This is a genomic window from Microbulbifer maximicatervae (SeqCode), assembly GCF_052467825.1.
The window spans coordinates 4018736-4031461 of record NZ_CP174327.1 but is presented as its reverse complement, the minus strand read 5'-3'; the positions used below and the strand labels follow the sequence as shown (position 1 = coordinate 4031461).

The 12726-nt window shown below is 44.5% G+C and carries 11 protein-coding genes; 3 read left to right on the top strand and 8 right to left on the bottom strand.

The annotated features are described in order from the left end of the window. Positions 1-91 precede the first annotated feature (91 nt). From ACJJII_RS18040 to ACJJII_RS18025, 4 genes are all read right to left on the bottom strand, one after another. On the bottom strand, positions 92-1345 hold the full coding sequence (locus ACJJII_RS18040) for a tyrosine-type recombinase/integrase (RefSeq protein ID WP_444917194.1): 1254 nt from the start codon (positions 1343-1345) through the stop codon (positions 92-94). Between the two features lie 108 nt (positions 1346-1453). Continuing rightward, complete coding sequence (locus tag ACJJII_RS18035; RefSeq protein WP_444917193.1) at positions 1454-1852, bottom strand: hypothetical protein; 399 nt, start codon at positions 1850-1852, stop codon at positions 1454-1456. Between the two features lie 92 nt (positions 1853-1944). Further along, on the bottom strand, positions 1945-2373 hold the full coding sequence (locus ACJJII_RS18030; RefSeq protein ID WP_444917192.1) for a hypothetical protein: 429 nt from the start codon (positions 2371-2373) through the stop codon (positions 1945-1947). A gap of 206 nt (positions 2374-2579) precedes the next feature. Next, positions 2580-3950: a S41 family peptidase gene (locus ACJJII_RS18025; RefSeq protein ID WP_444917191.1), complete on the bottom strand. Its 1371-nt coding sequence runs from the start codon at positions 3948-3950 to the stop codon at positions 2580-2582. A 269-nt stretch (positions 3951-4219) separates the two neighbouring features. Between ACJJII_RS18025 and ACJJII_RS18020 the strand changes: the two genes are divergently transcribed. After that, positions 4220-5113 carry an enoyl-CoA hydratase/isomerase family protein gene (locus tag ACJJII_RS18020; protein WP_444917190.1) on the top strand — a complete coding sequence of 298 codons (894 nt, stop codon included), beginning with the start codon at positions 4220-4222 and terminating at the stop codon, positions 5111-5113. A 239-nt stretch (positions 5114-5352) separates the two neighbouring features. On the opposite strand, the gene ACJJII_RS18015 is transcribed toward ACJJII_RS18020, so the two are convergent. Next, positions 5353-5919, bottom strand: coding sequence for a carboxymuconolactone decarboxylase family protein (locus ACJJII_RS18015; protein WP_444917189.1), 567 nt, complete (start codon positions 5917-5919; stop codon positions 5353-5355). Between the two features lie 108 nt (positions 5920-6027). After that, positions 6028-6690, bottom strand: a complete 663-nt coding sequence (locus ACJJII_RS18010; RefSeq protein ID WP_444917188.1) for a peroxiredoxin-like family protein — start codon at positions 6688-6690, stop codon at positions 6028-6030. A 203-nt stretch (positions 6691-6893) separates the two neighbouring features. Between ACJJII_RS18010 and ACJJII_RS18005 the strand changes: the two genes are divergently transcribed. Continuing rightward, entirely contained in the window at positions 6894-7787 is an 894-nt protein-coding gene (locus ACJJII_RS18005; protein ID WP_444917187.1) for a LysR family transcriptional regulator, read from the top strand. Positions 7788-7906: 119 nt separating this feature from the next. Here the strand turns inward: ACJJII_RS18005 and ACJJII_RS18000 are convergent, their stop codons facing one another. After that, positions 7907-8803, bottom strand: coding sequence for a TlpA family protein disulfide reductase (locus tag ACJJII_RS18000; protein WP_444917186.1), 897 nt, complete (start codon positions 8801-8803; stop codon positions 7907-7909). 380 nt (positions 8804-9183) lie between these two features. Continuing rightward, on the bottom strand, positions 9184-9999 hold the full coding sequence (locus ACJJII_RS17995; protein ID WP_444917185.1) for a hypothetical protein: 816 nt from the start codon (positions 9997-9999) through the stop codon (positions 9184-9186). A gap of 717 nt (positions 10000-10716) precedes the next feature. Between ACJJII_RS17995 and ACJJII_RS17990 the strand changes: the two genes are divergently transcribed. Further along, complete coding sequence (locus ACJJII_RS17990) at positions 10717-12138, top strand: serine hydrolase domain-containing protein (RefSeq protein ID WP_444917184.1); 1422 nt, start codon at positions 10717-10719, stop codon at positions 12136-12138. The last annotated feature ends 588 nt before the right edge of the window (positions 12139-12726 follow it).

Below are 12726 nucleotides of genomic sequence, written 5' to 3'. Positions count from 1 at the left end.
CTAGGTTAATCAGATGGTGTGCAATGATATATCGTATCTATTGCGGGTCAAGCTATTTCATTTATATGAGGGTAGGGGTAGGGCGGTAGTATTACCGCTCTTCCTTTACCCGCTTACTCCGCCCGCTCTCATGTCGCTCTCGCATATCGGAATCAATGTAGCGATCGGTCGTAGCCATACTTGCATGGCCCGCATCATCACGGACATGCTCGCGGGGGCGGTACTTCACATCTTCAGAAATACCCGTATGGCGGAGCCAGTGCACAGTGGCAGCCTTAAGATCTTCAGCATCTTCCCCTAAGCCTTCTTCAACCATCCGTTGGTGGGCAGCATCAAAGCAGTTTTGAACAATCAGGCGAACCTGTCGGGTACTGGTAACTGGTCCCTTGCCACGGGACTTGTGCACCAGAGGTGTCTGCTCGTTAATGCTGGGCAGAGCAGGGAGCTGCAAATAATTTCTGTAGCGCTTCAAGGCCTTCAACATTTGGTCACAAACAGTGATCGCCCGGCCTTTGTTACCTTTACCTGTAACATGAAACCACCAGTTTCCGTCGCGATCTTTCTTGAAATCACCCATAACTGGTGCCGATCTTTCATCTGCAACCAACTCAGAGATTCGCAAATACATAGCGAATAGGGCGTTCATAATGAATAAAGTTCGCTCGTGATCTGTTGGTGATGTCTCGGCCATGATCTCAGCAGTCTCCAGGACATAGTCCCACTGCAAGTTGCTGATTCGACGTACAACCTGGCTTTGTTGCTCACGTCGAACAAACTTACTTTTCTGGCGAATCAGTGCCACAGGATTGGCTGGGACCAAGCCTTCTTGATAGAGAAAATCGAAGAAGGATGACAATGCAGTAAAGATGCATTTGATCGCTGCCTGGGATGGCCGAAACTCCTTGGGGGAAGCCGTCTTGCCAGCACGAAACTCAACTTTGGACACACTGACTACGAATGGCCGCCAATCGGCATTCACAACGCGCTCGCCATTTTGTGTTTTGAATCTGGCAACATTCTTAGTTCCGATCCAGGCAATTGGCGGCTCAATGCAAAACTGCACAAACTCCTCAATGTGTTCGCGCTTCAGAGTCATTATTGAGACTTCTTCAATGCGCCACGCCCATTGCAGCAAACGCTCAAGTTCACGGCGGTAGCTGTTAAACGTTGCCTGGCTACCGTTGTAGCTGTAAAGAAACTTAAGCGTGAACTCCAGATCGGTATCAGCACCAGGAATCTGCTTGCTGAGATAACGGCTAGCTGAAAAGCTGGTGCAGCGGAATGGATTCTCAAGATTGTTCAGGTTGTCGATGATTGGTGCTGGTGGCCGGTTGGAAGCAGGCATAGATATATGGAGTTGTTGTTGGAATGCGGCAAATTATACGTAAAATCGGGTATTTATAAAATATCCGACATTCACAAATATCGGAAATAGCAGGAGCCCTGATGGGGCCTAGGTTTGAAGTTTTTTCTTGGCGGATTTTTCCGATATCCATGTCTCCCCTTGGCCTGAGTATGAGCGGTTCTTGTGCTCAGGTCTAATCTGGATGCAATCCAACTCGCCGATGATTTCCTGTAGTGCTCCCATGACGCTCCCCGTTTGTTTTGGGTCCTGGACAACAAGGTTAACCAGGTCGGTGTTTATGCTCGCGAGGAACTGCCGGAGCGGCTGAACTTCGTTAGCAAATATCGTTAGCTGCACATCAAACATGGCTGGGTTATCTACCAAGATTCCAGCTCCTGCACATCCGTCGCAAACTCTCCACTGTCGATCAATGCCTGTCCCTGCGCACTTACTACAAAGCCTCACAGAACCAGGACCATCATCAACTTTGGTCTTAATTTGAATCATTTCGGTCTTGCCGACTTTAGAGGAAGCTTCTTTGGAGGGGCAAAATATAATAACAGAGTATATCTGGCGTGTGAGGCTTATAAAATATCAAACTAAAGGGGCCATTCTTTCAGTATATCACTAGTAATATACTGGTCAGGCTCATACTTACTTAGAAATCTTTTGAAATCCATCCCAAGCTTTCCCGGCGAGGATTTGGACATCGAATCTAAGTCTTTCAGTACAAAGCCTACCTTCACAGCCCCCTCCATATTAGCTTGGTACTTAGTCAGCACTGCATTCCAGAGGAAGGAAATAGGACGAGCCCATTCTCGCAAATTGCCGCTATAAGATAAAGGTACAAACTTCCCGCTAGAGTCAAGTATCCAACCATCTTTTGCTTTTGATCGCCGATTCTCCAGAGTGACAAATGTCTGCTCGTCCAAAAAACGAGCCCCTAATGCTTTGAAGCTACTTTTTGTGTGCACTGTAATTTTTTCATTTAAAAAGCACACTACAGGAAATGTAATAACCGAATCCATTTATTATCCTCGATTACTCGCCCTTTCCAACTTCAAGGCTTGCCCCAACTGGTAACTCATACACCATCTAATTTTCGTTCCTCTCGGTAGATGAATGGCCCTTTGCAATGCACACTTAAATTCAAATGAGCCACTCTGACCTTGAGTCACATGTGTTTGGGTGGGTTGTGTCCACCCTATTTCGTTATAAATTATCTGATACGGGGTTACAGCCGATTGTCCTCTAGGTACTTTAGCGCTACATTTAATGCTTCATCAGGCTTTGTATTGATATCGGGTTGGACTTTATATACTAGCTCTCCGCGTATCGAGGTTGATTGCCCTATTGGCAGCGCAATGGTCGTACCGTTTGTAAATTCAAATGTATGATTCGAAGACATCAATCCGGCTGTCTCTGATCCTATTAGAATAGTATTTTCTCGGTCTGAAAAAGCTTGGGCGAGCATCTCTGGCGCGCTACCAGTATCATCACTTATTAGTAAAATTACTCTTGCTTTTGAGACAGGATCATGAACAGTAGAATTATCTTTCCGTGCTAGAGATCTTTCCATTGATGCCCTATTACCAGCTTCAACACTACCGTTTTTTAACCAGAAAAATTCTTCCGATCCGTCAACCAATTGGGTTGAGTAGAGCTGCTGATCTGAGAAAAACTGTCTGGTAAGATTAAATAGCGGGACCAGATTGCCTCCTGGTTGATCACGCAAATCAATAATCCAACTCTGTACTCCGTTTTCACTATATTTCTCGATTAGTGTGTCTGTGCGGGTGAATTCCGCCTGTCGAGCTGCTTCAGAACCAAACTTCTTGGGGAGAGAAATTAGGGCAGTTTTATTGCCGACTAAACTTAACTCACTCTTCTGCTGTCTTGACTCCCCATGTGCAAAGCTCTCAGCACGATTAAGAATTATTAGATGTCTATGATTGAGTTTTGAAAATAATGCGGTGAGAGCCGCATCTGCTTGGTCATCGTTTTGGACTCCCATAAAAGCGTCGTCTGCAAATTGTTCGAACTCTGTAATATCGATCGTGTCCCGCAAAATGTAGTGATCTTTGATTAGTGAAAGCGCATATTCTTTGAGTTTGTCGTAGGACGTGTTCGATTCAGCCTCAGTTTTATCTTGCAATAATTGCACATCTCCCAGCCACACTTCTCCAGATGAAAACATAAGATAACCGACTATTGCATTTGTCGCTTTACTAAGGCGTGGGACGCTCACGGAAACTGTACGCCAATCGTGGGTTCCACTAACTGGATCATTTCTCATCTCGTACAGATAAAGCGGTGATCCATTGCCTTCAACCTTAACGATGAAGTGGCCAGTTTTAGTAACTTCATTCGCCTTGATTTTGAATTTTAATTCTGTTGGCCCCTTATGGAAAATTGATGGGTCAATATCAATAGTCATAAATAGTTGGCTGTCAGCTTGAGCTGTTATATGCGCCAAAGCCCCTTCTGATGTTGAAATAATATTGCAAGTAGCGTTGTTAGTCTGAAATTTCCATTCCTCAGAAATTTGTAAGGTCTTCGAGTCTGATACAGGTGCTGAAAGAGCACTTTGCCTTTCCTGTCGCATCCTCGAGCAAAGGTTAAATTGATGCTAAAGTTTTAAGAAATGGATATTAGAATAGTTGTGTAACCATCTAATCATTGCAGGATGAAAAGTACAAGTTTTTATTACGGTAGCAAATAAAGTTTTATTATCTGAAAAAGGTTCATTCGTACTAGCTTATTGCGGTATATATTGATCCATTCTTAATCGGCACCTGGATTAAATTCTCACTTGATGTATCAAGGGTAGATTTTAAATATTACTTCAACGCCACATGATAAAGGTCTTATGATATGGAATATCATCATATTAAATACGAGCAAAATGGCCCTGTAGCCATCGTTACTTTTAACCGTCCAGAGGTTAAGAACTGTATTGGTACTCGCGCTCACCGCGAGCTGGTGGATGCATTCGATCGCTTTCGTACCGATGACGGAGCTAAAGTTGCGGTAATCACCGGCGCTGGCGATTCTGCATTTTGTGCAGGGGGTGATTTGAAAAGCAATCTTGCTGCAACCGAACCTACCAACCACCCCGATCCTGACGTGGCTGTTTTATGTCCTGTAGAACCTGCTGATATTGCCCGACATAATCGAGGTGAAGCTCCAGGCATTATAGGTCCATCCCGCTGGACCGATATTTATAAGCCTATCATTGCGGCTGTGAACGGAATCGCTTATGCGGGTGGCTTTGAGTGGGCATGTTTTGCCGATATGCGGATTGTAGAAGAACATGCATCCTTTGGAATGACTTGTCGTCGTTGGAATATCGGCTTAGCCGATGGTGGTACTCAGCGTTTGCCGCGTATTGTTGGTATGGGACGAGCGCTGGAGTTAATCATCACGGGAAAAGTTATTAATGCTGAAGAAGCTTATCGCATTGGATTGGCCAACGAAGTGGTGCCAAAGGGAGCCGCATTAGATCGTGCCGTTGAGCTAGCACAGTATATCTCCACCCTTCCCCAGCCAGCGATTCAATCTGATAAAGAAGCCGCCATTCGTGGTTATGGAAAGGATCTTGATGAAGGTCTACGAATTGAGGCTGAGTGCTTTAACCGATTATTCAGCGACTCTGAATCCAAAGAAGAGCTGTCCGAAGGCTTGAGGCGCTTTAACGAGCGCGATCATCCTGACCGAGTGCGAGGACAAGCCAAAACGCCCGGCATTATTCGTAGCGAAATGGAGTAATTGTGATAAGCCAAAAGAAGGCTGTATTCAAGAGGATGTATTGTTTAGGGGCTTAGATACCACGAATATATCTCGGGCAATGTAGTAGAGGCCTATAGTGGCTATATGGGCCTCACTACTTTGGTGAATCAGTGGGGTTCTTATCGTCACTTTTATGATCTGGACAGCCGCCCTCTTCCCAAGGCCCAGTTTTTATTAGACGCATGAATCGGATACATGTTGTTTATTTGCTGTTACGCTCAACCATTCGAATCCATATCCTTACTCCAAGCCATTGGCAAAAACGCATCATCGAGACTGACATTCAGATTGTGGGTAGAGTAATTCGAGAGTACTTTAAGGCTAGTTCCAACTATCACCTCTAGAACCGTCTCTTTTGTATAACCTGCTGCAAGAAACGCCTCAACCTCCTCACCTGTAGCCCATCCACGTTTCTCATTGATAATGACACTGAATGCTCGGAGCGCTTCGAGTTTAGGGTCATCGAGTGTTTTACCGCTACGCAGCGCCTTGATGACATTTTCATCTACACCGGCCATTTTGCAAACTGCGGTATGCGCAGCCATGCAGTAGGTGCAACCGTTCAGACGGCTGTTTGTCATCAGGATTATCTCTCGCTCCGTTTCGCTCAAGCGAGATTTATCAAATAATCCCATAAGCGTTAGGTAGCTCTCTACCATTACAGGTGATTCGGCCATGGTTGCCATTAGATTGGGTACAAATCCCATTTTCTTTTTAGCGGCTTCTAGAGTTTGCTTAGAGGCTTCTGGTGCGGTTTCAATTGTGTAACGTGTAAAATTGACCATGAGTCTTACCATATAAGTTGGGTTTTACAGTGCTCGATATCGGTTTGCATTGAGTGCTTGCACCTCTTTGGCGCCAGTCAGCGCTAAAGAGGTGGAGGTGTTTACATACTATGCAGTTGTAGACTGAGTCAGCTTTTCAAGTACGGGAAATAAGTCGCTGGGTTCGGGGCGACGCGTATAGTCAGGATTCACCTCCGCATATGCGATTGTTCCATCGGTATCTATGACATATCTTGCAGGCATAGGTAAGTTCCACTCGCCGTCACGATGGATGGTCGGGAGTTCGACTTTGAACACCTTGTGGAACTCAATTACATAAGGTTGTAATGTCCAGCGGATACCAAACTTTTCAGCAAGCTTTCCACTTTGATCAGTCAGAATTGGGAAGCTTAGCTTGTTATCTCTCTGAGATTTGCGGCTTTCAGCGGGCCCTTGCATGGAAACAGCAACCAGGGTTGCGCCACGCGCTTTGATCTCTGCAGCAACTTCTTCTAACGCTTGCAGCTCAATATTGCAGTAAGGGCACCACACGCCTCGATAGAACGTTAGAATAACGGGTCCTTTGGCAAGGAGTTCTTCCAGGGCAACGTCGTTACCTTCTGAATCTGGCAATGTAAAGTATGGGACTTTCTCCCCTACTTTAATCGAGCGTTCAACTTGGCCACTAGCAGCCAATTCCTTGGATGATCTGGCAAAGGCTTCAAATGCTCCTTCCGGGGCCTGTTGCTTAAATACTTCTTTGAAAGCATCTAGTTTGTCTTGAAGAGACATAACCTATTCCTCTAATGGTTTAAAGTTTGGAAGCTCGAGTTTTGGGTAAGCCTTCGATGTGACCAAAAGGTGACCTGGCTAATTTTCCAGTTGGTCTCTATGCAGGTACTTACGCCAAACCACTATTGGGAAGATTAGTTACTTTGATTTGCGCTATAAACATGCTATTTTGAAACTCATTGTATCCATTAGGGACACAATCTGTGTTTCAACAAGCCCATTTGAACGAAATAGTCGTATTTATTGCCGTAGCCGAACACGGAAGCTTTACAAAGGCGGCGGCGTCATTGAACTCAACCAAATCAGGCGCTGGTAAGGCAGTTAAGAAGCTTGAGGAGGAATTGGGTCTTAAGCTATTCAACAGAACCACACGAAGTATCAGGCTGACAGAAGAAGGCAGAATATTTCTGGATGCCGCAAAACATGCGTTAGAAACAATCAATGAGGCCAGGCTTTTGCTGCATGCCAGGAAGGATGAGCCTGCCGGACGATTGCGTATCAATTTGCCAATAGGCATAGGCCGAAATATTGTCAGTGCTTTAAAGGGGTTCACGCAGTTGCATCCCAAGGTTACGGTCGAGGTCTCTCTTTCAGATAGCCTGGAGGACGCTATTAAAGGTGAATGGGATGTCGTTGTTAGAATTGGCGAACTAGAGGATAGTTCTTTTGTCGCAAAAACATTATGCGAATCTAGACGTATTTTGTGTGCTTCGCCTGAATACCTTTCCCAGAAAGGTAAACCTAAGAATTTGGAGGAGCTGAGAGAGCATGATGCTCTTGTTTTCAGAGCGCCTACAGGAAAAGTAAGAGCCTGGTCATTTCGAGAAAATGATGACTCAATTACTGAATTCTCCCCTTCCCCGCTGGCAATTTTTAGAGATGGACGAACACTGATAGATGCAGTAGTCGCTGGTATGGGTATTGCTCAGGTATATGATACTGCTCTCGGTTCTTCTATTCAGACTGGCGAAGTTATTGAGTTGTTTCCTGAGAAAGTAGTACCCGGTCCACCGGTTAGTGCACTGATTCCCAGTGGTAGAGCGATGCCTGCGAAAACGAGAGTTTTTATCGATTTTCTACAAAGCGTGCTGGATTAGGATTTAGGGTGTCAGGTGAAATCGCAGAATAATTTCATCAAGAGAACCCCCCTCTCTAGTTCTAGAAAGGGGGAGATTGGTTGACGAAAACCTACTGGTTGTTAAGTTTGGGCCTTTCGCTAAGCAATGCTTTTAAAGGTTGGTTTGTCCTTTTCTAGCTGTGGTGCTGAGTCAGCAAAAACATGCAGGAAAGTCGTAGGGTTTGGGCGTCTGCGATAATTGTCGGTCTCATCTCCGAATAGAACCTTGCCACCTTCGTCCAGTGCTATCACCGTAGCCATAACAGTATCCTTAGGGTACCCAGGCATTCCTGCAGGAGAACCGCCAATATCTTCAATGTTTAAGGCTTTAGCACCCATTAGGTTGTCATCTTGAAGAATTTCAAAATGACCAGGCAGGTCAAGCTTGTCGGCTAACTTCCTTGAGTTGTCGTAGCCTTGGTTAGAGATAAACTTTACCTTCACATCATATTGCTTAAGTGTCTCAGCATACTTCTTCACTTCTTTTAACTGGTTCATACAAAATGGGCACCAGTTGGCTCTAAAGAACACTAATAGTGTTTTAGATTCGTCAAAAGAGGTGGAAGACACACTTGTTTTATCTAATCGATTAAAGTTCATTTCAGGCAGTTTTTGGCCTTTTGATATAGCTTTACTCTTTTTACGGTTGTAGACGGAGAATGACCAGATATACCAGTGAAGGGATGCGAAGCCCAGGGCAGCAGCTGCAATAGGAATGTACTGAGGCAAGGATATTGGAGCCTGGTTCGAATAAGTTGAATATGCAACCAGTGCAACTCCTATAAAGTTAACGACTTGAATAACTGGTAATCTTTCTGACGTTCTTGAAATGCTGAACACATTTGTTAAGACCATCAAGAAAAATGGTAAAGGCAGGGTCGCTAAAAGTGCGCCGACCCAAACCGGATCGCCACCAGATATATAGATCATGATGCCGGACCCTACTCCGCCAAGCATGTTTAATAGAATCATTGGTAAAATAAGTTTTGCTTTCATTTCAAGCTCCTGAAGCGTTGGGTTAATGTCCAAAACTTGCGATCTATCCTAGTACATCACATTGACTCAATAATCAGTTCGAATAGAGAAACAATGTTGCGAAAACGGATACAATTGAATTTATTTTATCGATCTATTAGTTGTGGCTGGCATGAGTAACTTACACTCAGTTCTATCAGGAATTTAGTATTTCTTAACAAATAATGGAGCTAGTAAGCTGGAAGAAGGTGTAAAGATGTAGACAAGATCAGACCACATCTGACAGATCGTCTTGAATAAGAAGGGTTTACCGGTTTTGATGAAAGTACCTAAACCTAAAAGCAAAACCAAGGATAAACCCCATGATCCATACTAATGATCGCATCATCAAACATTAACTGCTAGGTGATTTCGATTGCAATACCACTCCAAACGTAACTATGCCTTCCAGCGTTTTGATGACGCAGCGTTCGCCATCCAATATCAGACCTCCAAACTGGTTGATCTTCATTCGGGTTATAATATTTGATTGTGGCCCCATCCTTGGCAACCAGGATATTATGGAAACCCATTTCATGAGCAGACCCAGGGGAAGGGCCTCTAAACATCATAAAAGCGCAATTGTAATAGGTGTCGGTAAGCAAGTTCCTCGGCATTCCCCCATTACTAGCTGGCTGTATGAGATTTGTAAACAACGCATTATAATCAACTCTATTGCCCGGCTGCGCGAATTGAAGGCACATGTCTTTCTGGGTCGCGTCATATAAAATCCGACTGGTACGCCCAGCGCACTGGGTATTCACATAGTTTCGCACACGCATTGGCGAACTATTGTTGACCGCCACTAAGGGATGGTCAACACCGTTTGGCATAGGAGGTAGGTCCGCATTCTGCCATTTGATAGCGCGCCACAAAGTGTCTTCCACAAAACTCTGTGGCCTTGGCGCACGGATATCAAATCCTGATACTGCGATCTCGGTGCAGTGAGCGGCGCAAGAATTGCCGTTCTGACTCGGTAAAGTTTTAAGATTCAACATCAAAATTTCCTTTTTCGTTGTGCTTGACAGTGAGAGTAGTGAGTCCAATGTACCAATTTGATAGGCAGTAATATATAAAATGGAGTGAAAAATAAGATTACGAGTTATTACGTAACCATCAGTAAAACCACGTACTTCCCTTTCCCGATTTAAGGGCCATTTTTTCAATGCCACTTTCAAAGGACTTCGAGACTGAAGCAGCTCTGTCTGAGTAACAACACAGAGATATAAGTTCTTAAATCAATCGCTATAGCTGTTCTACGGTCGTTATTAACCATAGAGATTTTATTAAGAAAAAAGGGTAATGTTTTTAGTCAACATTTTAACCTCTACATCCTTGGCATAATCGTAAAAATTTAATAATGCCGTTAGGAAGGGCTATAGATGTTTGATGTGGCCCAATACACTCCAAACTATTTTTTTATTTATGGATAACGCAGAAGACGGGCCCTTAACTTTTCGGGCCATCCTAACCTTCCATCTATTACAGTTACCAGCTGGAGAATAGCCTCATAAGGACGAGATTTTCAGGAGTGTCAACTCGCTTTCCGTCAGTGCCTTGACTCTACCAATAACCTAATATTTTCTATCAAATTCATTTCAGAGTTTTTATAAACGTGCTTTACTAGTGTAAAAAGCTCGGTTATCCCCTGAGCCTCTTTATTCAGCATCACAGGTTATTGGCAGTAGTTCTTTTTGAGAATCTAACTGTTCTAACTTTACTGGTTGCTCCACCAGCTCCATAGCTCTGCTTATCCTCGATTAGGCTCCGTTTGCCCAAAATGCGTTTATCTCTGTTAGTGATCAGCGTATCTATCACAAGAACTTTTATGCCTTTCTGATAGTCAAAGTTTACCAACTAAACTCTGGAAAGTTTTTGAATAGGTGTTGATTGCCATGGAACGACGTGATTTCGCAAAATTATTTCTTGGGGCTACCTCTGTATTTGCTGTCCCTCGACCACTCATCGCTTTAGATGCTTTATCAAGTCAACCGGTGAATGATGATGAGCTTCAACGTCTCATTCGCCATCGTATTCTTAAGCAACACGCGGCACATGCAGCAGTTGCAGGTACCCTAAATTTTTCTGATCGTCGAATTTTTACTGTCCGAGTGCCTGAAGCCAAGGATACTTATCAACTAGGGGACGATACGATTTTTGAAATTGCGTCGTTAACTAAGATATTTACGGCCTTGCTATTGGCTGTTGAAGTTGTACATAAGAGAGTGAAACTCGATGACCCTCTCCAGGATTACGTACCAGCCGGTGTAAAAGCTCCAACTTTTGAAGGGCAACAAATCACTATCGCCGACCTGGCTACCCATGGTGCTTCTCTTCCTCTAAGACCAAATAATCTTGCTGCATCAGCGCCCGATGCACCCAATAAGTACGCTGGTTACTCCTTTGATCAGCTCTATGGTGGCTTGCCAAGCTATCATCTGAAAGCTAGCCCGGGTACTCAATTCAGCTATTCAAACCTGGCTTTTGGGCTCTTAGGTCAAGGACTTGCTTTGAAGGAAGGCCGCTCTTTTGCAACGATACTGCAAGATCGTGTGACGGGACCTTTAGGGCTAAGTGATACCACTTTAGAGGATGATCCCAAGAAGTCTGCTCGGCGAGCTCAAGGCCATGACTTTTATCTCAGCCCGATCGGCCCAACAAGCGATGGGGTGCTCTCGCCGGCTGGCGGTTTACGATCTACAGCCAACGACCTCCTCACACTTCTCGACTTGTTTATCAACGGTCGAGGCCCTAAGGATTTGGTTGCAGCATCGCGGCTAATGCTGTCAATTGATAGGCCGGGAGGCAGTGATATCACTCGTATGGCCCTGGGTTGGCGCAGGACAACCACCAATGGAGAGACTTACTACTGGTCCAATGGCAGCAGTGATGGATCGCGTACATTTATGGGCTTTAACCCAGCGCGGAGAGCGGGTGTTGTTGCCTTGGCAGATACTGCCAGCGGTGAAGGTCTGGATGATATTGGCCATCACTTCTTGAACCCCGAGCAGACGGTATCTACCAAGATTGTCCCTGTCCCAGATTTCATCACTTTACCAGAGGAGGTGCTTTTGAGAGGTGTTGGGCGCTATGGGCACGGAACAGATGATATTGTCGAAATCAGCCGCGGCTATACAGGTCTTATAGTTTCAGCGGAATATGGAGAATTCGTAATTCGACCGCAATCGCCCACAATCTATGCATCGAAGATGGTTCCAGGGTTGACTATAGAGTTTGAGGAGGGCGATACGAGCCCTGCCCGCTCGTTTATTCTTCGTCAAGGTGGAAAAGCTTATTCCTATAAGCGACTGCCCTAGTTTGAATGGTCGGTTAGTTACTACTGGGGTGGAAGGAAAGAATACATCGCACTCGAGACACGCTGAGAATACATCCTTGTAAGCTCCTAATCGGCACCCATGCCTCATAGGGTCCTAAGCGCGGTGTATCTTTCCCTTCTCCCTTTTTAGTAAGTACAACCTAGGGGAATATTGGACGAAACAGTTTAACTTATTGATAAATTGAGATTTTTTATGTCAGTCAGGTCATTGCTGCAAATTGATTTATCAATACCACATCTAAATTGGGCTGGATTAGGCAGGGTTTCGTAGTGGCCGACGTTCAGTAATTACTAGCCCAGTTAAAAATCAGCAAAAATCAGTTAAAGTGACTCAAAATACTGCGAACTACCTCAATCCCTCCACAATATTAATCTATGAGTAATTTCCAGAAGAATTATTGCAAGACACTTTAATCCGAGGTGGATTGTTAAGAAGTGCTATTCCTGAATGATTTTAAGAATATTAATGTACAGACGTGCTAAGTAATATTATATATTCTATTTTGCTCTGGTTTGGCATCAGAGCAAAAACAGTGAATTCCATCGCTGAAAGTAGCAGGAAAAGGCA